General features: G+C 67.2%; 15 protein-coding genes. 6 read left to right on the top strand and 9 right to left on the bottom strand.

What is annotated here, in order from left to right; genetic code table 11:
* Window positions 1-4 precede the first annotated feature (4 nt).
* Window positions 5-922 (top strand): endonuclease domain-containing protein, encoded by a 918-nt coding sequence (locus ACU18_RS11795; protein WP_050685755.1) that lies wholly within the window; start codon window positions 5-7, stop codon window positions 920-922.
* Between the two features lie 84 nt (window positions 923-1,006).
* Here ACU18_RS11795 and ACU18_RS11790 read toward each other — a convergent pair whose 3' ends face one another.
* From ACU18_RS11790 to glmS, 8 genes are all read right to left on the bottom strand, one after another.
* On the bottom strand, window positions 1,007-2,092 hold the full coding sequence (locus ACU18_RS11790; RefSeq protein ID WP_050685754.1) for an inositol-3-phosphate synthase: 1,086 nt from the start codon (window positions 2,090-2,092) through the stop codon (window positions 1,007-1,009).
* 154 nt (window positions 2,093-2,246) lie between these two features.
* Window positions 2,247-3,287 (bottom strand): L-glyceraldehyde 3-phosphate reductase, encoded by a 1,041-nt coding sequence (gene mgrA / locus ACU18_RS11785; protein WP_050685753.1) that lies wholly within the window; start codon window positions 3,285-3,287, stop codon window positions 2,247-2,249.
* 93 nt (window positions 3,288-3,380) lie between these two features.
* Window positions 3,381-5,150 (bottom strand): malto-oligosyltrehalose trehalohydrolase, encoded by a 1,770-nt coding sequence (gene treZ, locus ACU18_RS11780; RefSeq protein ID WP_050685752.1) that lies wholly within the window; start codon window positions 5,148-5,150, stop codon window positions 3,381-3,383.
* Window positions 5,147-7,468: a malto-oligosyltrehalose synthase gene (treY, locus tag ACU18_RS11775; protein ID WP_050685751.1), complete on the bottom strand. Its 2,322-nt coding sequence runs from the start codon at window positions 7,466-7,468 to the stop codon at window positions 5,147-5,149. Before treY ends, treZ begins: the two co-directional genes overlap by 4 nt.
* Window positions 7,465-9,720, bottom strand: a complete 2,256-nt coding sequence (glgX, locus tag ACU18_RS11770; RefSeq protein WP_050685749.1) for a glycogen debranching protein GlgX — start codon at window positions 9,718-9,720, stop codon at window positions 7,465-7,467. Before glgX ends, treY begins: the two co-directional genes overlap by 4 nt.
* A gap of 64 nt (window positions 9,721-9,784) precedes the next feature.
* Window positions 9,785-11,380, bottom strand: a complete 1,596-nt coding sequence (locus ACU18_RS11765) for an NAD(P)H-hydrate epimerase (protein ID WP_050685748.1) — start codon at window positions 11,378-11,380, stop codon at window positions 9,785-9,787.
* Window positions 11,381-11,393: 13 nt separating this feature from the next.
* Window positions 11,394-11,741: a holo-ACP synthase gene (locus ACU18_RS11760; RefSeq protein ID WP_050685747.1), complete on the bottom strand. Its 348-nt coding sequence runs from the start codon at window positions 11,739-11,741 to the stop codon at window positions 11,394-11,396.
* Window positions 11,742-11,746: 5 nt separating this feature from the next.
* The gene (gene glmS / locus ACU18_RS11755; RefSeq protein ID WP_050685746.1) at window positions 11,747-13,639 is read right to left on the bottom strand and encodes a glutamine--fructose-6-phosphate transaminase (isomerizing); all 1,893 of its coding nucleotides are present in this window, start codon (window positions 13,637-13,639) and stop codon (window positions 11,747-11,749) included.
* A 106-nt stretch (window positions 13,640-13,745) separates the two neighbouring features.
* Here glmS and coaA point away from each other — a divergent pair, with 106 nt between their 5' ends.
* From coaA to mscL, 3 genes are all read left to right on the top strand, one after another.
* Entirely contained in the window at window positions 13,746-14,741 is a 996-nt protein-coding gene (gene coaA, locus ACU18_RS11750) for a type I pantothenate kinase (protein ID WP_197273570.1), read from the top strand.
* 5 nt (window positions 14,742-14,746) lie between these two features.
* Entirely contained in the window at window positions 14,747-15,583 is an 837-nt protein-coding gene (locus ACU18_RS11745) for a M15 family metallopeptidase (RefSeq protein ID WP_050685744.1), read from the top strand.
* 91 nt (window positions 15,584-15,674) lie between these two features.
* On the top strand, window positions 15,675-16,064 hold the full coding sequence (mscL, locus tag ACU18_RS11740; RefSeq protein ID WP_050685743.1) for a large conductance mechanosensitive channel protein MscL: 390 nt from the start codon (window positions 15,675-15,677) through the stop codon (window positions 16,062-16,064).
* Window positions 16,065-16,145: 81 nt separating this feature from the next.
* Here mscL and glmM read toward each other — a convergent pair whose 3' ends face one another.
* A complete protein-coding gene (gene glmM / locus ACU18_RS11735; RefSeq protein WP_050685742.1) occupies window positions 16,146-17,507 on the bottom strand; it encodes a phosphoglucosamine mutase in 1,362 nt (453 codons plus the stop codon).
* A gap of 193 nt (window positions 17,508-17,700) precedes the next feature.
* Between glmM and ACU18_RS11730 the strand changes: the two genes are divergently transcribed.
* Window positions 17,701-18,939 (top strand): bifunctional glycosyltransferase family 2/GtrA family protein, encoded by a 1,239-nt coding sequence (locus ACU18_RS11730; RefSeq protein WP_050685956.1) that lies wholly within the window; start codon window positions 17,701-17,703, stop codon window positions 18,937-18,939.
* A gap of 71 nt (window positions 18,940-19,010) precedes the next feature.
* Window positions 19,011-20,864, top strand: coding sequence for a glycosyltransferase family 39 protein (locus ACU18_RS11725; RefSeq protein ID WP_157407688.1), 1,854 nt, complete (start codon window positions 19,011-19,013; stop codon window positions 20,862-20,864).
* The last annotated feature ends 32 nt before the right edge of the window (window positions 20,865-20,896 follow it).

Raw genomic sequence — 20,896 nt, 5'->3', positions numbered from 1 at the left:
TGACATGCACCAGCCCTCGCCCCTCCCAAAAGGACTCTCCGCCGCGCCTTTCACCGTCCACGAGGCGCGGGCGGCGGGCCTGACCCGGGGCCGGCTGCGTGCAGCGGACCTGACATCCACCGGGCGCCTGCTCTACCAGCGCTCGGATTGGGAGTTCGACCTTCCGGGGGTGGCACGGGCACTCTCCGCGGCCACGCCCGGCGCCTGGATATCCCATCTGACGGCTGCCGCGCTGCTGGGCCTGTGGTTGCCGCCGTGGCTCCAGGACAGCCGCGAACTGCACCTGAGTAAGCCCAGGGCCTTGCCGCCAGCCCGACGCTCCGGGGTGGTGGGCCACACCGTTCTTGCTTTCCCTGACGAGACCATGTGCTGGGAGGGCATCCACCTGTCCACCCCAGCGCGCACCTGGCTGGACCTGGCCAGGCGTTTGCCGTTGGAGCATCTGGTGGCGGTCGGCGACCAGCTGGTGCGCCCGCCCCGCCCCGGCCTCGAGCTGCGGACGGAAGCCTGGTCCAGCGTCCAGGAGCTGCGGCTGGTCGCTTCCCGGCACCCAAAGCTCAAGGTCATCGTCAAGGCGCGTACCGCCGTCGAACTTGTCCGTTGCGGTTCAGACTCCGCCCCTGAGACGTTCCTGCGCCTGGCCCTGACAGACGCCGGGCTCCCCGAGCCCGGCCTTCAGGTCCGGATCGATCCGGCCGATCCCTACTCGCCGGCCGCCGACCTCGGGTACCGGGCCCGCCGCATCGCGATCCAGTACGACGGCGGCCATCACCTCAGCCGCGAACAGCAGTCCCGCGACAACCGGCGGGATGCAGCCTTCCATGCTGCCGGCTGGCGGTACTTCAAGTTCAACGCCGACGACCTTGCCCGGGACTTCCGCGGCGCCGTTGGCCAGATCCGGGCGGCACTGCGCCAGGCCTGAACGCACGTTGCCCTATCACCTATGGTCCCCAAACAAGGCGTTTGGCGACCATAGGTGATAGGGCAACGGGAGGGTGGGGAGGGCTTAGCGCTCCAGGTCGCCGCGGATGAAGGCTTCGACCTTCTCGCGGGCGAGGTCGTCGTTGAACTGCTCCGGCGGCGACTTCATGAAGTAGCTCGATGCGGAGAGCAGCGGCCCGCCCACACCACGGTCCAGGCCGATCTTCGCCGCGCGGATGGCGTCGATGATCACGCCGGCGGAGTTGGGCGAATCCCAGACCTCCAGCTTGTACTCCAGCGATACGGGGGCGTCGCCGAAGTTGCGGCCCTCGAGCCGGACAAACGCCCATTTGCGGTCATCGAGCCACTGGACGTAGTCCGACGGGCCGATGTGGACGTCCTTGGCGGCGAGTTCGGCCTGAACGTTGGACGTCACGGCCTGGGTTTTGGAGATCTTTTTGGACTCCAGGCGGTCACGCTCCAGCATGTTCTTGAAGTCCATGTTGCCGCCCACGTTCAGCTGGTAGGTGCGGTCAAGGGTGACGCCGCGGTCCTCGAACAGCTTGGCCATGACGCGGTGCGTGATGGTGGCACCGATCTGGCTCTTGATGTCGTCGCCCACGATCGGCACGCCGGCGGCGGTGAACTTGTCCGCCCATTCCTTGGTGCCGGCGATGAAGACGGGCAGGGCGTTGACGAACCCCACGCCCGCATCGATGGCGGCCTGGGCATAGAACTCGGCGGCGGCCTGGGATCCCACGGGCAGGTAGCAGACCATCACGTCGACCTTGGCGTCCTTGAGTGCCTGAACCACGTCCACGGGCTCTTCCGTGGACTGTTCAATGGTCTCGAGGTAGTACTTGCCCAGGCCGTCCAGGGTGTGGCCGCGCTGGACCGTGACGCCTGTGGGCGGCACGTCGGCGATCTTGATGGTGTTGTTTTCGCTGGCCAGGATGGCATCCGCAAGGTCAACGCCGATCTTCTTGCCATCAACATCAAACGCGGCAACGAACTCAACGTCGCCCACGTGGTACTGGCCAAACTCAACGTGCATCAGGCCGGGAATGGTGGCCGCAGGATCGGCGTCCTTGTAGTACTGGACGCCCTGGACCAGCGAGGCGGCGCAGTTGCCAACGCCGACGATTGCAACACGGATCGGATGTGAAGACACGGAACTCCTTTATGACATACGTCAGCCCGCTGGCTTCCGCTGCAGAATACGTACGACGGCGGCCGGCAGGCATGGCGCCAAACGGCGCCTTTTCATGATACCCAACAGGGCGGTGCCGGGGATTGTTCCCCGGCACCGCCCAGCAACAAAAGGCTCAGGCGTTCTGCTTCCAGCGGCTGATGTCCGAATCGACGGCGAACTCATCGATCGCGGTCAGTTCCGCTTCGGTGAAGCCGAGGTTGTTGAGGGCGCCCAGGGTGTCCTCAAGCTGGCGCACGCTGGAGGCACCCACCAGCGCTGACGTCACCGGGGTGCCCTTGGGCTGGTCGCGGAGGAGCCAGGCGATGGCCATCTGTGCCAGGGTCTGGTCGCGGCCGGCGGCGATGCTGTTCAGCCCGCGGATCCGGTCCAGCTTCTCGTCCGTGATGGCGTCCTCGGACAGGAACCGGGCCTTGGCGGCGCGGGAGTCGGCGGGGATGCCGTTGAGGTAGCGGTCCGTGAGCATCCCCTGCGCCAGCGGCGAGAAGGCGATGGACCCTGCACCCACCTGGTCGAGGGCCTCGTACAGGTTGGGGGTGCCGTTTTCGGTCCAGCGGTTCAGCATCGAGTAGCTGGGCTGGTGGATGAGCAGCGGCGTGCCGAGGTCCTTGAGGATCCGGGCCGCTTCGAGGGTCTGCTCCGGGGTGTAGGAGGAGATGCCCGCGTACAGGGCCTTGCCGGAGCGCACGGCGTAGTCCAGGGCGCCCATGGTCTCTTCCATGGGCGTTTCCGGGTCCGGCCGGTGGCTGTAGAAGATGTCCACGTAGTCCAGGCCCATGCGCTGCAGGGACTGGTCCAGGCTGGAAAGCAGGTACTTGCGCGATCCCCACTCGCCGTAGGGGCCGGGCCACATGTAGTAGCCGGCCTTCGTGGAGATCACGAGTTCGTCGCGGTACGGCTTGAAGTCGTCCTGCAGGTGCCGGCCGAAGTTGGTCTCCGCGGTGCCGTCCGGCGGGCCGTAGTTGTTGGCCAGGTCAAAGTGGTTGACACCCAGGTCGAAGGCGCGGCGCAGGATGGCGCGCTGTTCGTCGAAGCGCTTGTCGTCGCCGAAGTTGTGCCACAGGCCCAGGGAAATGGCGGGCAGCTTCAGGCCGCTGCGGCCGACCCGGCGGTAGGGCATGGATTCGTAGCGGTTCTCCGCTGCAGAATAAGTCATACTTCCATCCTGCCAGTTGTGACCCGCACAACACGCAGGGAGGGACGAAGTTACGCCCCAGGCTGACAGCGCAGCCCGGGGCGTAACCAAACGTCAGGCCTTGACGATGGCTGCACTCCACGGCTGCAGGACCAGGGTGCCGGCAGCCAGTTCCGTGCCGGCGTCCGTGGCGAGCAGGACCGAGCCGGCGACGTCCTCCAGCCGGGCTTCGGCGTCCGCAAAATTCAGCAGCACCTCGACGCTGCCGCGCCGGAAGCGCAGCCAGCCGGCGGCGTCGTCAAACTCCACCGTGGTCTCCGCAAAACCGAGCCCGGCCAGTTCCGGGTGGTCCCGGCGCACCGCAGCCAGGGACCGGTACAGGTCCAGCAACCGGGCGTGATCGCCGGTGCCGGCTTCATCCCAGTTGAGCTTGGACCGGTGGAAGGACTCCGGATCCTGCGGATCGGGAACCACCGCGGGATCCCAGCCCATCCGTTCAAATTCCTTGATCCGGCCCTCGGCGGTGGCCTTGCCCAGTTCGGGTTCGGGATGCGAGGTGAAGAACTGCCAAGGCGTGCTGGCGGCAAACTCCTCACCCATAAACAGCATGGGTGTGAACGGCGAGGTCAGCGTGAGCACCGCGGCGAGGGCCAACTGGCCATGGGAGAGTGACTGGGAGAGCCTGTCCCCCGTGGCCCGGTTGCCGATCTGGTCGTGGTTCTGGTTGCAGACCACCAGCGCCGCCGGGTGCACCAGCGAGGCGTCGATGGGCCGGCCGTGGTGGCGGCCGCGGAAGCTGGAGTAGCTGCCGTCGTGCAGGAAGCCATCCTTGAGTACCTTGGCCAGGACGGCCAGCGAGGCGAAGTCCCCGTAGTAGCCCGTGGTTTCGCCGCTGACACTGACGTGCACGGCATGGTGGAAGTCGTCGCTCCACTGCCCCGCCAGGCCGTAGCCGTTGACATCCCGTGGGTACATCAACCGCGGATTGTTCAGGTCGGATTCGGCGATGAGGGTCTTGGCCAGTCCGGTCTCGGCGGCGACAGCATCGCCCAGGGCACCGAGCTCCTCCAGGATGTGCACAGCACGCTCGTCCCGCAGGGCGTGCACGGCATCAAGCCGGAGTCCGTCCACGTGGTAGTCCCGCAGCCAGAGCGCGGCGTTGTCCAGGATGTACTCCCGGACAACATCCGAGCCCGCACCGTCCAGGTTGACGGAGTCGCCCCAGGTGTTGGCGTCGCCCTGCTTCAGGTACGGACCGAATTTGGGCAGGTAGTTGCCACTGGGGCCAAGGTGGTTGTAGACGACGTCCTGGATAACGCCCAGGCCCGCAGCGTGCGCGGCGTCGACAAACCGCTGGTAGGCCGCCGGCCCGCCGTAACCTTCGTGGACCGCGCACCACTGGACGCCGTCGTAGCCCCAGTTGTGCGTGCCGTTGAAGCCGTTGACGGGAAGCAGTTCCACAAACCCGACGCCGAGGTCCGCGAGGTAGTCCAGTTTGGCGGCCGCGGCGTCCAGGGTTCCTTCGGGCGTGAAGGTGCCCACGTGCAGTTCGTAGATCACCGACCCCTGCAGCTCCTTGCCCTGCCAGTTGCCGTCCTGCCAGTGGTGCGCGGCAGGATCGAACGTCCGGGAGAGGCCGTGGACGCCGTCAGGAACCCGACGGGACCGGGGATCCGGCACCGGGGTGGTGTCGCCGTCGAGCAGGTACCCGTAATCGACTTCGCCAAAGGCTGGCGCGTCCGGGGCGGACCACCAGCCTTCAGTGCCGGGAGCGGAGTGGACCTTTTCCATCGGGTATTCCCGGCCGTCTGCCGCCAGCACCACGGTGGCTGCGTCCGGCGCCCAGACGTCAAAACGGGCAGTGCCGTTGTGTACCAGGGTCATCGGGTTGCTCCATTCGCTGGTACCAGCAGGGCCACCGGATAGGTGCCCAGCAGTTCGGCCACCGGGACGCTGCCGGGCCCATACCCGGCACCGGTGAGTTCGTCCCGCATCGGCACGGAAAGCTCGACGGCGGTATCGCGCCAGCCGCCGCCGGCCGCCAGTCCCGCAGGGAGCCTGGTGGCCAGGGCGAGTGCGCCGTCCGCATCCGCACCACGGGAGAAGGCCACGAGGTGGCCGGCCGCCGCACCGGCGGCCTGCACCGGGCTGTAGCCGGCAAAAAGCTCGGGCCGGTCCCGCCGCAGCCGCAATGCCCGCGAGGTGACCAGGAGCTTGCTGGCCTCCGTGCCCGCGGCGGGCAAGGTCCCGGCGTCGATGCGCGCCAGTTCGTCGCGGCGTTCACCGAAGTCCACGGGGCGGCGGTTGTCCGGATCGGTCAGGGACCGTTCCCAGAATTCGCTGCCCTGGTAGACATCCGGCACGCCCGGCATGGCCAGCTGGACCAGCTTGGCGGAGAGCGAGTTGGACGCTGCGTGCGCATCGATGGTGTCCACAAACGCCGTGAGGGCTGCCGCCACTTCGGTGTTGTCGAACACGGCATCCACTGCTGCCGTGACGGCCGCCTCGAAGGCTTCGTTGGGTTCGGTCCAGGTGGTGGAGTTGCCGGCCTCGCGGGCCGCCTTCTCCGCGTAGCCCTGGAGCCGTTCCCGGCTGGCGGGCCAGGCGCCCACAATTGCCTGCCATAGCAGGTTCTCGAACGGGCCGTCCGGGATGGGGGCAAGCCTGCGGAGGGTGGCAAGGGTTCCGGCCCATTCAGCGGGGAGTTCGGCGATGACCGAGATTCTGGCCCTGGCATCCTCGCTGCGCTTGGTGTCATGGGTGGAGAGCGTGGTCATGGACAGCGGCATGTCCTGGTGGCGCCGCTGCATCCGGTGGTGGAACTCCGCCGGGTCCAGTGCGAACTCGGTGGGTTCGGCACCCACCTCGGTGAGTGTGCCCAGCCGGGTGTACCGGTAGAAGGCGGTGTCCTCCACGCCTTTGGCCATGACCATGCCGGAGGTCTGCTGGAACCGGACAGCCAGGGCGTGCTCCGGATCCAGCAGCAGGGGCAGGAGCGTGTCCACGGTGGCTGCCAGCTCCGGCCGGTGGCCCGCTGCGGCGCCGGCTGCTTCCTTGAGCACCTCGGCGCCTGTGGGCAGGTACGTCCGGTAGACCGGGAACGCGGCGATGATTTCGGCGAGGGCGTCTGCGGCCGCTGCCACGGACAACCCTGCGGACTCCGGCACCAGCCGGGCCAGCCGGAGCACCTCGGAGCGCAGGATGCCGTCCGCGATCATGCGCTTGGTGCCGCGGATCATCCCGGCGTAGTCCGCGGGGCTGCCGCCGCGCAGGGATGCGTCCAGGTCATCAAGTCCCGGCTGGCCGGCCGGGTCAACAAAGAGCCGGTCCACGTCAGCCAGGGCGTCGTACCCGGTGGTCCCTTCGCAGGCGAATTCGCCGGGCAGGACTTCCCCTGGTTCGAGGATTTTCTCCACCAGGATGTACGCGCCGCCGGTGAGGTCCTTGAGCCAGCGCAGGTAGCCGCCCGGATCGGCCAGGCCGTCCGGGTGGTCCACGCGGAGCCCGTCCACCAGGCCCTCGGTGAACCAGCGGCCCACCTCGGCATGGGCTTCTTCAAAAACGCGGGGCGTTTCCACACGGATGCCCGCCAGGGTGGTGACAGCGAAGAAGCGCCGGTAGTTCAGCTCGGCGTCGGCCCGCCGCCAGCCCACCAGCTGGTAGTGCTGGCGGTTGTGGACGTCCTGCGCGGAGTCCCCGGCCGAATACGTGCCGGCGGCCAGCGGGAACCGGTGGTCGTAGTACCGCAGCTCGCCGTCCACGATTTCCAGCTTGTCCAGGTCATCGTCCGAGCCCAGCATGGGCAGGCGCACCTTGCCCCCGGCGAGGTCCCATTCGACGTCGAACGCGTCCGCGTACGGCGAGTCCTTGCCTTCCTTCAGCAGGGACCACCACCAGGGGTTCTGCGCGGGCGTGGCTACGCCCACATGGTTCGGCACAATGTCCACCAGGACACCCATGCCGTGCTCGCGGGCGGCTGCCGAGAGGGCCAGGAGCCCTTCCGGGCCGCCGCGTTCGGGGTCGACGGCGGAAGGGTCGGTCACGTCATAGCCGTGGTCCGAGCCCTGTTCCGCCGTCAGGATCGGTGAAAGGTAGATCCAGTCCGCCCCCAGGTCCTTCAGGTACGGGACGGTGGCGGCAGCGTCGAAGAGCGTGAAGCTGCGCCGGATCTGCAACCGGTAGGTGGAAGCGGGGACCTTCACTTTTCGTCCGCCTTCGCTTCACTTGCCCTTGCTTCGCTGGCTTCGGCGGCCTGCGTCTGCGCCTCCACCATTTCCACCTGGGCTTCTTCATGATCGGCCATGGAGGCCAGGGACGCGGCGGCGGACAGATCCACCTCAGCTTCGGGGCCGGAGTAGGCCCGCAGGACCACCATGGATTTGGCATCCAGGGTGATCGTGGCGCCGGCCTTGAGCGGTTCGTACGCGTCTGCCTGGGCTGCGGTATCGATCATGACTTCCCAGTACTGGGCGTACTCCTCTGACGGAAGGAGGAAGTCCACACTGTCATCGTGGGCGTTGAAGGTCATGAGGAAGCTGTCGTCGGTGATGCGGCGGCCGCGGAAGTCCTTCTCCTGGATGCCGTCGCCGTTGTAGAAGACGCCGATGGTGCGGCCAAACCCGTTGCCCCAGTCCTCGGGCAGCATTTCGGTGCCGTCGGTCCGCAGCCAGACGATGTCGGGCAGCTTCTCGCCTTCGCCACGCCGGACGGGCCGGCCGTCGAAGAAGCGGCTGCGCCGGAAGGTGGGGTGGTCGCGCCGGAGTTTGTTCACGAAGGAGGTGAATTCGACCAGCGGCTGGTCCATGGCATCCCAGTGGATCCAGCTCAGCTCGGAGTCCTGGCAGTAGGTGTTGTTGTTGCCCTGCTGCGTGCGGCCGAGTTCGTCGCCGTGGAGCACCATGGGGACACCCTGCGAGAGCAGGAGGGTAGCCAGGAAGTTCCGCTGCTGGCGCGCGCGGAGCGTCAGGACTTTTTCGTCGTCCGTGTCGCCCTCTTCGCCGCAGTTCCAGGACCGGTTGTGCGACTCGCCGTCGTTGTTGCCTTCACCGTTGGCGTCGTTGTGCTTCTCGTTGTAGGACACGAGGTCGCGCATGGTGAAGCCGTCGTGGGCCGTGACGAAGTTGATGGAGGCCACCGGGCGGCGGGCGGAGCTTTCGTAGAGGTCCGCGGAACCGGTCAGGCGGGAAGCGAATTCACCCAGTGTGGCGTGCTCGCCGCGCCAGAAATCACGGACTGTATCGCGGTATTTGCCGTTCCATTCAGTCCACTGTGGCGGGAAGTTGCCCACCTGGTAACCGCCGGGGCCAACGTCCCACGGCTCGGCGATCAGCTTGACCTGCGAGACGATCGGGTCCTGCTGGATGAGTTCGAAGAAGGTGGAAAGCTTGTCGACGTCGTAGAACTCACGGGCCAGGGTGGAGGCGAGGTCGAAGCGGAACCCGTCGACGTGCATTTCCGTGACCCAGTACCGGAGGGAGTCCATCAGCAGCTGCAGGGAGTGCGGATGCCGGACGTTCAGGGAGTTGCCGGTGCCGGTGTAGTCCATGTAGTGCTTCTGGTCGCCGTCAACCAGGCGGTAGTAGGCCTGGTTGTCGATGCCCTTGAAGGACAGGGTGGGGCCCAGGTGGTTGCCCTCGGCGGTGTGGTTGTAGACCACGTCCAGGATGACTTCAATGCCGGCCCGGTGCAGGTCGCGGACCATTGCCTTGAATTCCTGGACCTGGTTTCCCACGTCACCTGCGGAGCTGTAGGTGTTTTGCGGGGCGAAGAACCCGATGGTGTTGTAGCCCCAGTAGTTGTTCAGGCCCTTTTCCACCAGGGTGCCGTCATTGACGAACTGGTGGACCGGCATCAGTTCGATCGCGGTGGCGCCGAGCTTCTTCAGGTGCTCGATCACGGCGGGGTGGGCAACGCCGGCGTAGGTGCCGCGCTGCTCCTCGGGGATCTCGGGGTGCAGCTGGGTCAGGCCCTTGACATGCGCCTCGTAGATGACGGACTGGTGGTACGGAATCCGGAGCTGGCGGTCGCCGTCCCACTCGAAGAACGGGTTGATGACCACACCGTGCATCGTGTGGGGAGCCGAGTCGGCGTCGTTTGTGGAGTCTGGATCGCCGAACTCATAGGAGAACAGGGCCGGGTCCCAGTCGATCTGGCCTTCAACGGCCTTCGCGTAGGGGTCCAGGAGCAGCTTGTTGGCGTTAAAGCGGTTGCCGCTGGCCGGATCGTAGGGTCCGTGGACCCGGTAGCCATACTTCTGGCCGGGCTGGATGTGGGGCAGGTAGCAGTGCCACACGTACCCGTCCACTTCAGTCAGCTCGACGCGGGTCTCGGTCAGGTCATCAGCCAGAAGGCAGAGTTCGACCCGCTCCGCCTGCTCGCTGAACAGGGCAAAGTTGGTGCCGGTACCGTCGAAGGTAGCTCCGAGCGGATAAGCGGTTCCAGGCCAGACTTCCATGATGCTCCTCAGTGATTGCCGCAGCCGGGAATGAAGCGCCCCGGCTGCAGGTGCGAACTTATGCCTACCGTAGCGGCAGGCGGTGACTATTACGTGAATGGGCCCCAGGGTTACTAAGCGTGCTTACTTTACCCCAGGTATGGGGTAGGGCATCGGCGATGCCGCCGGCGGTGATGGGCCCGCCGGCACAGGCGTCCGACGCCGACCTGCCGGCGTTGCCGTGCAGGGCGGCACCGAGTGCGGCCACCGCAGCCCAGCGCGCCGGTTCGGGAATGTCCAGTTTTTCGAAGCGCCCGACGCCGGTCCCCGCCTGCGCGAGCAGCGCGCCGATGATGCCGGCCAGGACGTCGCCGCTGCCGGCGGTGGCAAGCCACGGGACGCCGTCGGCCTGGCTGAACACGGTTCCGCCGGGGGCCGCCACCAGAGTGGTGGCACCTTTCAGGAGGACAGTGGCGCCCGTCAATGCGGCGGCCCCGCGGACAGCGGCCAGGGTTCCGGCCTCCACTCCGGCACGGTCCGCGGGTTGGCCCAGCCTCGCCAGCAGGGCGGCGAGTTCGCCGGCGTGCGGGGTCAGGACCACCTGGGGGCCGAGGGCAGCGGGCAGGGCCGGCAGGGCTCCGGCATCCGCCACGGTGGGCAGCCCGGAGGCTGCGGCGTCGTGCGCCCGCTGGAGCTGGCGCTGGTCGCCGGGGCCCATGCCGGGGCCCACCAGCCAGGCCTGGACGTGGGTATCGGCCACCGGGCCGTCGCTGCAGACCACTTCGGGGCAGGCCTGCTGCACCAGGCGGGTGGCCTCGGGTGGGCCCAGGTAGCGCACCATGCCGGCGCCGGCCGCCAGCGCGCCGCGGCAGGCCAGGACAGCGGCGCCCGGATAGTCTGCGGAACCAGCCACCACCCCCAGGACACCCCGGGAGTACTTCTGCGCGCGGCGGGCAGGATCCGGCAGGAGGGCGGCCAGGTCGGCGGCTTCCAGCCGGCGCACCGGGGCGGCCGGGAGGTGCGCTTCAATGCCCAGGGGAACCACCTCGACCCGGCCGGAGTGGTCGGCGCCGGGATCTGCCAGCAGCCCTGCCTTGGCGGCTCCGAACGTTACCGTCAGGTCGGCGGAGAGTACCGGTCCGGTCACCGCGCCGGTATCGGCGTCCACGCCGCTGGGCAGGTCGCAGGCCACGGCAAGGCCCCGGCCTGGAAGGTCCGCGCGTGCGTCGTCGATGGCCCGGACCAGGTCGGCGGCAGGTCCGCGCAGCCCGCCGCGTGCGCCGGTGCCCAGGATCGCGTCAATGACGACGCCGGCGTTGGCCGCTTCCTCGGCCAGACCCTTAAGGGTGGCTTCGGTCAGCCCGCGGACGCGGCCACCGGCACGTTCAAAGGCAGCGAGGGCTGCGGGGTGGGCAGCGCCTGCGGTGAGGACCGCCGTCGTGCGCATTCCACGTGCGGCCAGGAAGGCGGCGGCGTACAGGCCGTCACCGCCGTTGTTTCCCTTGCCGGCAAGTACCACCACGCTGGTGCCGGCCAGGCGGCGGCCGCGGGACCGGAGCCCGCCAACCACAGCGGCGGCGAGGCCAAACGCGGCGCGCTGCATCAGGGCATCACCCTGCCCGGCAGCGAGGAGCGGTTGCTCGGCTGCGCGGACCTGCGTTCCGGTGTAGGCGCTGATCATGGGTCCGGGCAGGTCAGCCTTCTGCGATGACGGTGGCCGTGGCGATCCCGCCGTCATGGCTGATGGAGAGGTGCCAGCGCTTGACGCCCTTTGCCTCGGCCACGGCGAGCACGGTGCCTTTGACCTGGACGGTGGGGCCATTGCGGTCCAGTCCGATCCAGCAGTCCTGCCAGTTCATGCCGGCGGGGGCGCCCAGGACCTTGGCCACGGCTTCCTTGGCCGCAAAGCGCGCGGCCAGGGACCGGGTGTTCAGTTCCCGCTCGGCAGGAACAAACAACCGGTCCCGGAGGCCGGGGGTCCGCTCAAGCTGGCGGCCAAACCGCTCGATGTCTACAACGTCTACGCCAATGCCAACAATCATGCGGCTTATTCTACGGTGACGCTCTTGGCCAGGTTGCGCGGCTGGTCCACGTCATAGCCCTTGGCGGCGGCAAGTTCCGCGGCAAAGATCTGCAGCGGCACGGTGGTCAGGAGGGGCATCAGCAGCGTGGGCGTCTCGGGGACGTAGAAGACGTGTTCGGCATAGGCCTTTACGGCTTCGTCGCCTTCCTCGGCGATGACCAGGGTGCGGGCGCCGCGGGCGCGGACCTCCTGGATGTTGGAGACCACCTTGGCGTGCAGGGAATCACGGCCGCGGGGGGACGGGACCACCACAAAGACGGGCTTGCCTTCGTCGATCAGCGCAATGGGCCCGTGCTTGAGCTCACCGGCGGCGAAGCCTTCGGCGTGGATGTACGCGATTTCCTTGAGCTTCAGCGCACCTTCCAGGGCCACGGGGTAGCCCACGTGCCGGCCCAGGAAAAGCACCGACTGCTCGTTGGCCATGCTGCGGGCCAGTTCACGGAGCGGCCCGGCGCCATCGAGGATGGTCTGGATCTTCGCCGGGATCTTGTTCAGGTCCGCCAGGACGTCCTTGATCTGCCCGGAGAAAATGTTCCCGCGCAGCTGGGCCAGGTACAGGCCCAGCAGGTAGGCGGCCGTGATCTGTGCCAGGAACGCCTTAGTGGACGCCACCGCAATTTCGGGGCCGGCGTGGGTGTACAGCACTGCATCGGATTCACGCGGGATGGTGGAGCCGTTGGTGTTGCAGATGGAGATGGTCTTGGCGCCCTGTTCCCGGGCGTAGCGGACGGCCATCAGGGTGTCCATGGTCTCGCCGGACTGGCTGATGGAGACCACCAGGGTGTTGGAATCCAGGATCGGGTCGCGGTAACGGAACTCGTGGGCAAGCTCGACTTCCGTGGGGATCCGGCACCAGTTTTCAATCGCGTACTTGGCGACGGTCCCGGCGTAGGCTGCGGTGCCGCAGGCCAGGACGATGATCTTGTTGACCTGCTTGAGCAGTTCCGGGTCGATCCGCAGCTCGTCGAGGGTCAGGTTCCCGTTCAGGTCCGAGCGGCCCAGCAGGGTCTGCCTGATGGCGTCCGGCTGGTCGTGGATTTCCTTCTCCATAAAGGAGCTGAAGCCGTCCTTCTTGGCAGAGGCCGGGTCCCAGTCAACGTGGTATTCCTTGCCTTCGGCGGGGTTGCCGAAGAAGTCGGTGATCTCCACGGAATCGGCGGTGATGGTGACGATCTGGTCCTGGCCCAGTTCCACGGCCCGGCGGGTGTAGTCGATGAAACCGGACACGTCCGAGCCCAGGAAGTTCTCGCCGTCGCCCAGGCCAACCACCAGGGGCGAGTTGCGGCGGGCAGCAACCACCATGTCAGGCTGGTCGGCGTGGACCGCAAGCAGGGTGAAGGCGCCCTCCAGGCGCTGGCAGGCGAGCTGCATGGCCTTGGCCAGGCCACCGTTCGCCGTTTCGCCGCCCAGGGTGTTCCGGAAGATGTCGGCCAGGAGCGCGGCGGCCACCTCGGTGTCCGTCTCGGAAACGAAGCTGATGCCCTTGTTCTGCAGTTCCAGCTTGAGCTCGGCGAAGTTCTCGATGATGCCGTTGTGGATCACTGCCAGGCGTCCGCCGTCGGCCAGGTGCGGGTGCGCGTTGCGGTCCGTGGGGCCGCCATGGGTGGCCCAGCGGGTGTGGCCGATGCCCGTGGCCGTTGCAGGCAGCGGATGTTCTTCCAGCTCATGGATCAGGTTGCTCAGCTTCCCGGACTTCTTCCGGGACTCGATGGCGCCCTCGGACACCACAGCAATACCTGCCGAGTCATAGCCCCGGTACTCCAGGCGGCGCAAGCCTTCCAGGACAACGTCCAGGGCGCTGTAACCGGCATTGACGCCGTCGTTTGAACGGCCCACATATCCCACAATTCCACACATAGGGTCAAGCCTATCGGCAGGGACCGGAAGTTCTAAACCTGGGCAGTGTGCCCGGCTGCGGGAATGTTGCGCCTCCCGGCGCGCGCGGCGGCGGGCCCATTTCGCTATGTGCCGGGGGCGGGGCAGAATCTCTAAAGTGACTTTGCAACGCAATGAGGCGAACGGAGAGGGTGCCTCCCCGTTCGTGGAACTGGACCGGCAGACCTGGTCCAGGCTCGCAGCCCAGATGGAGCAGCCCCTCAATGAGGAGGACATCCTCCGGCTGCGCGGCCTCGGCGATCCCCTGGACATGCGGGAAATACGCGAGGTCTACCTTCCCCTGTCCCGGCTCCTGCACCTCTACGTCGAAGCCGCGGGCCAGCTGCATTCGGCCACCACCACGTTCCTGGGCGAGCAGACCCAGCGCACGCCGTTTGTGATTGGCGTGGCCGGTTCGGTGGCCGTGGGGAAATCCACCATCGCCCGCGTGCTCCGGGAAATGCTGCGGCGCTGGCCGGGCACCCCGAACGTGGAGCTCATCACCACCGACGGTTTCCTGTATCCCCTGGCGGAGCTGAAGCGCCGCCAGCTGCTGGACCGCAAGGGGTTCCCGGAGTCCTACGACAGGCGGGCCCTGCTGCGGTTCGTCAGCGAGATCAAGGGCGGGGCCGAGGAAGTCCGCGCTCCCTGGTACTCGCACGTCACCTACGATATCGTCCCGGACCGGGAAGTGGTGGTCCGCCGGCCGGATGTGCTGATTGTGGAAGGCCTGAACGTGCTGGCGCCGGCCCGGCCCCGGCATGACGGCCGGCAGGGGCTCGCGCTGAGTGACTTCTTCGACTTCTCCATCTATGTGGATGCCAAGACCTCCTTTATCGAGGAGTGGTACGTGGACCGGTTCCGCAAGCTGCGGACCACTGCTTTCGCCCAGCCGGAGTCCTACTTCCACCGCTACGCCACCCTCTCCGATTCCGAGGCGGAGAGCACGGCCCGCAGCATCTGGAAGCGAATCAACGAGCCCAACCTGGAAGAAAATGTTCTGCCCACCCGCGGCAGGGCCCAGCTGGTGCTTACCAAGGAAGCGGACCACTCCATCCGCCGCATGTTGCTCCGCAAGGTTTAACCCAGGTGTGCCACAACCAGGAATGCCTGCCTGCAATGGCCGGCAGCCGCCGCGCTTTTGGCCGCTTCCTGGCGCTGGGGGCCGGGCTCACTGTCCTGGCGGCCTGCACACCGGAGGCACCTGCCGGGGCGCCGCCGTCGTCCGCTTCCCCGACGGCTTCCGCGCCGCCGTCCCCGCCTGCCGCCACGACGGCTCCCCCAGCCGTCCCCGAACCTGAGCCTGTCCCCTCCCCTGCCCGGAAGTTCTCCCTGACGGACCCCGCCAGCCCCTGGCTGGTGGTCAACAAGTACCGTCCCTTGGCGCCGGCGGACTATGCGCCGGCTGACCTGGTGCGGCCCGCCGTCGCCACGTCCGCAGCAGGTGACGCGGCCCTGCTCAACAGCACCACGGCAGCGGCCGCCGAGGCCATGTTTGCCGCCGCTGCCCAGGACGGCGTGGCCATGGTCCTGGCCAGCGGCTACCGTTCCTACGCCACCCAGGTGGCCACGTACAACGGTTATGTTGCCAGCCGCGGCCAGGCGGACGCGGACACCGCGAGCGCCAGGCCCGGCTACTCGGAACACCAGACGGGCTGGTCCTTCGACATCGCCGACGGCGGCGGGGGCTGCGCCTTCCAGCCATGCTTCGCTGACCAGCCGGCAGCGGTATGGGCCAAGGCGAACGGCCACCGCTTCGGTTTTGTGGTCCGGTACCCGCTGATGTTCCACCCCGTGACGGGCTACTACTACGAGCCGTGGCACCTGCGGTACATCGGGGTGGAGGCTGCCACGGAGATGGCGGCCCGCGGGATCAGCACAGTGGAGGAATACTTCGGCCTGGAAGCCGCGCCGGGCTACCCCTGAACGACCCGGGCATCCTTCCGGTTCCGGACACGCCCAAGGAAATTACCCGGCATTCTTCCAAGGTTAACAATCCTGCACTAGCTTGGTTCCTATGCTGACAGGATTCAAGAACTTCATCATGAAGGGCAATGTCGTTGACCTTGCCGTCGCAGTCGTCATGGGCGCCGCTTTTGGGGCCGTTGTGACATCCATCGTGGAAGGCCTGCTGACTCCCCTGATCGGCCGGCTCTTCAGTGCAAAGGGCATCGAGGACATGCAGTGGGAGGGATTCATGTACGGATCCGTCATCTCCAGCATTATTTCCTTTGTGCTCATCGCCGCGGCCATCTACTTCGTGGTGATCCTGCCCATGAACCTGATGATTGAACGCCGCAACCGCCGGCTCGGCATCGACCCCGATGTGAAGGAAGAATCTGCCGAGGACCCGCAGATCGCCCTGCTCACCGAAATCCGCGACGCCCTGCAGGAGCGCCGCGCCTGACATTTCCGCAACGGCTCCGGCCGCCAAAAGCTGCGGCCCGCTTCCGGTTGGAAGCGGGCCGCAGTTTTTTTGGATTTTCCGTCAGTCGGTCACAAGCTCGAGCGCCAGTTCGGCCCGGACCACGTCGGCGAGGTGCGCTGCAATGGACTGCGCGGTTTCTTCATCGCCGGCTTCCACCATCACGCGGACCACCGGCTCCGTGCCGGATGGCCGGAGCAGGACGCGGCCGGTCTCGCCAAGGGTGGCCTCCGCGGCCAGCACGGCGCGGTGCAGCACCTCACTGTCACCCACGCGGGTGCGGTCAACACCACGGACGTTGATCAGGACCTGGGGCAGCTTGGTCATCACCGTGGCCAGCTGCTTGAGCGGCCGGCCCGTCAAGGCAACCTGCGCGGCGAGCTGCAGCCCCGTCAGCAGGCCGTCGCCGGTGGTGGCGTGGTCAGCGAAGATGACATGGCCGGACTGTTCACCGCCCAGGTTGAAGCCGCCTTCACGCATGCCTTCCAGGACGTAGCGGTCCCCCACTGCGGTTTCCCGGATGCTGATGCCGGCGTCACGGAGCGCGATTTTGAGGCCCAGGTTGCTCATCACCGTAGCCACCAGGACGTTGTCCTTGAGCTTGCCCGCAGTTTTCAAAGCCACCGCAAGGATGGCCATGATCTGGTCGCCGTCCACTTCGGTGCCCTCGTGGTCCACAGCCAGGCAGCGGTCCGCGTCGCCGTCGTGGGCAATGCCAAGGTCGGCGCCATGCGCCAGTACGGCCGCTTTGAGCGGGCCCAGATGGGTTGAGCCCACGCCGTCGTTGATGTTGTGGCCGTCGGGATCGGCACCGATAACAATCACGTCGGCGCCGGCGTCCTTGAAGAGCTGGGGCGAGCAGCCGCTGGCCGCACCGTGGGCGCAGTCCAGGACAACCTTGACGCCGTCCAGGCGGTGCGGGAGGGTGCCCAGCAGGTGGACGATGTAGCGGTCCTCCGCATCGGAGAAGCGCTGGATCCGGCCAACGTCCGCACCCACCGGCCGGACGGCGTCCTGCAGCATCCGGGCCTCGATGGCGTCCTCCACCTCGTCCGGGAGTTTCTGGCCGCCGCGGGCGAAGAATTTAATGCCGTTGTCCGGGGCGGGGTTGTGGGACGCCGAGATCATCACGCCAAAGTCGGCATCCAGGTCCGCCACCAGATAGGCGGCCGCAGGAGTGGGCAGGACACCGGCGTCGTAGACGTCCACCCCGGAGCTGGACAGGCCGGCTTCCACCGCAGCTGCGATGAATTCGCCGCTGGCGCGGGGATCGCGGGCCACCACGGCGCGGGGCCTGGTTCCGTTGGTGTTGCGGTCATGGCCGAGTACGACGGCGGCCGCCTGGGCCAGCTGCATCGCCAGCTCAGCAGTCAGCAGTCCGTTGGCCAGCCCCCGGACACCATCAGTTCCAAATAATCTAGACACCGGTCAAGTCTAGAGGATGGCCGCGCGGGTACCGTCGCGGGCCGTGCCCGGCGCCTTTTCCTACCTGATTTCCGGGCCCGGCTACTCACCCGTTTCCTGCCGGCCACGCCGCACTACCTGCTTCCCCGTTGACGGTACCTGTCTTTGCGGGAAAGCCTCGCCAGTGCCGATCCGGGCCTTCTACGCTCCATTCATGACACCTAGCTATGGGGGCTTGGCGCTCGAAATTGTTGTACCGGTCTTCAACGAAGAGGCGGTACTCGAGAACAGCATCACGCGACTCTTCGAATACCTGACAACTGAGTTGTCCACGACGTGGCAGATCACCATCGCGGACAATGCCAGCACTGACCGCACACCGGCCATCGCGGCCCGGCTCAGCGAACAGCTGCCCAACGTGGCCTACCGCCGGCTGGAGGTCAAGGGCCGTGGCCTCGCCCTCAGGGACGCCTGGAGCGCCTCGGAGGCAAAGGTGTTGGCCTACTTGGACGTGGACCTGTCCACGGACCTGGCCGCGCTGCCGCCGTTGGTGGCACCCCTCCTCTCCGGACACTCGGACATCTCGATCGGGACCAGGCTGGGGCAGAACTCCCGGGTCAGCCGGGGTCCCAAGCGGGAGTTCATTTCCCGGTCCTACAACCTCCTGCTGCGGCGGACCCTGCAGGTCCGCTTTTCGGACGCGCAGTGCGGCTTCAAGGCCATCCGCGCCGAGGTGGCCCGGCGGCTGCTGCCCCACGTGGAGGACAACGGCTGGTTTTTTGACACCGAGCTGCTGATCATTGCCGAACGTTCCGGGCTGCGCATCCACGAAATCCCCGTCGACTGGGTCGATGATCCGGACAGCCGCGTGGATATCCGCCAAACGGCGCTGGCTGACCTGCGCGGTATGGCACGGGTCGCGGGCTCCCTGCTGCGCGGTGTGGTTCCTGTCCAGGCCATCTATGCCGAACTGGGCCGCCGGCCGGCGGCACCGCTGCACCGGCCCAGTTTTTTTGGCCAGGTCCTGCGCTTCGGCCTGGTGGGAGCGGTGTCCACCTTGGCTTTCGCCCTGCTGTACCTGATGCTGCAGGGCCCCTTCGGCGCCCAGGAAGCCAACTTCCTCGCCCTGCTCCTCACCGCCGTGGGAAACACGGCCGCCAACCGCCGGTTCACGTTCGGCATCACGGGGCCCGGCCGGCTGTTCGTCCACCAGATCCAAGGGCTTATGGTGTTCCTCCTGGCTTGGGCCATAACAGCCTCCTCCCTGCTGACGCTCCACCTGGTGAACGCGGATGCCGCGCCCAACCTGGAGCTCCTCACCCTGACGGCAGCCAATGTGGTGGCCACGCTGGTACGGTTCCTGCTCCTGCGGCTGTGGGTGTTCCGGGCGCGGCGGGCCGACAGGGCGCCCCGGCGTCTCGCGCTGGGGACGGCTGCCGGAGGTCTCGGGTGACGGCGTCGGCCGGGACTGCGCCGCGTACCCGCCGCGGAACCCGCCCCGCACATCTCATCCAGCCCCGCATCATGGCCCGGGTATTCGGCCAGGCTGCGCTGGCACATGGACGCTGGGAACGCGGCGCCCTGCTGGGGCTGCTGGCCGCCACGGCGGTTCTGTACTGCTGGGGCCTGGACCGGAACGGCTGGGCGAACTCCTACTACTCCGCGGCCGTGATGTCCGGCGCGCAGGACTGGACGGCCTTCTTTTACGGCTCCTCGGACCCTGCCAATGCCATCACCGTGGACAAACCTCCCATGAGCATCTGGGTGATGGCCCTGTCGGTCCGCCTGTTCGGCCTCAACAGCTGGAGCATCCTCCTGCCCCAGGCCGCCATGGGGGTCCTGACCGTCTATTTGCTGTATGTGCTGGTCCGCCGCTACCTCGGCGCCTCCACAGCCCTCCTCGCGGCAACGTTTATGGCCGTGACGCCGGTAAGTACCGTGATGTTCCGGTACAACAACCCTGACGCCTTGCTGATCCTGACCATGGTGGCCGCAGCGCTGGCTGTGGCCACGGCCATCGACAGGCAACGGCCATCGCTGATGATCCTCGCCGGAGCCCTGGTGGGTGCTGGATTCCTCACCAAGCAGCTCCAGATCAGCCTCATCCTCCCGGCACTCGCGGTGACGTATCTGGCCTTCGCTCGGATCCCCTGGCGGCGGCGTTTCCTGCACCTGGGGTACGCAGCAGCCGCGGCATCAGTGGTGGCCGGCTCCTGGCTGGTGGCCGTTCAGACAGCCGACCCTACAAGCAGGCCCTTCATCGGCGGGTCCAGAACCAACAGCACCCTGGAACTTGCGCTGGGCTACAACGGTTTGCAGCGCCTCACCGGCGAGGATTTGGCTCGGACAACCCCGTCCGGTGCCCAACTGGAGGAGTGGGACAGTGGCTATCAACGGTTCCTGCAACCCCAGTTCTCAGGGCAGTTCGGCTGGTTCCTGCCGTTGGCCGCCGTCGGACTTTTGATTGCTGCCCTGTGGCTGGCCAAACGGTACGGCAGCCGTGGGGCGCGAAGCCTGCTGCTCCTGGCGGCCGTCTGGTTTGCCACCTCGGCAACGGTGCTCGCATTTATGTCCGGCATGGTCCACCCGTACTATTCCCTGACAGCCGTGCCCCCGTTGTGTGTGCTGGCCGCCGTGGCATTGGCCTATTTTCTTCGATCAAAGGGTCGGCTTACCAGGATCATCTTCGCCGTGACGCTGCTGTCTTTGGCCAGCATGGCCTTCCTCACGGCAGGCCGGTCGCCGTCCGAATTTCCTGCCGGCGCCCAGTTGCTCCTGATCGGGTGGGCCGTGGCCATCGCCCTGCGGATGGTCCCCGGGGCTCCCCCTGCCCTACGGCGGGCCTCGATGCCGCTGCTTCTGGCCTGCGTTGTCCTGGGCCCCGCCGTCTGGTCCGTCAACACGGCCCTCAGTCCGCATACAGGGGCCGCAGTGACGGCAGGGCCGGCCATCTGGGGCGTCAGGACCGACCATCCGGACAAGCAACAGCTCGAATCCATCCTGGCGCCCGGTCACGTGGCCCTGGTCCTGGGCAGCTCACCGTCCGCGGGGCTGGAAAGCTCCCTGCGCAGCATCCCCCCGTCGGTAACCTGGGTGGCTGCGGTCGTCGGGTCTGAAACGGCAGCAAACTACCAGCTGGGACTGGGTCGCGCCGTCCTTCCGCTGGGCGGTTTCGACGGCACAGACCCATATCCCACGCTGGAACAGTTCCAGGCCCTTGTGGCAGACGGCAAGGTGGGTTCCCTAGTGGTCCAGGACCTGCCGCCGCTGACGCTGGAAGGTAAAGGCGAGTCGGCCCGGATCGTGGCATGGGTCCGTGCCACCTTTCCCGCCCGGGACGGCGACGGCGCCGAACTGTACCTCCTGCACCAGCCCTGAAACGCGGAACAGCCCGCCCCGCCAATGGCGGG

It is taken from the genome of Arthrobacter sp. ZBG10 (assembly GCF_001238605.1).
Lineage (GTDB): Bacteria > Actinomycetota > Actinomycetes > Actinomycetales > Micrococcaceae > Arthrobacter.
The sequence above is the reverse complement of the archived record's forward strand: the minus strand, read 5'-3'. Positions and strand labels throughout refer to the sequence as shown.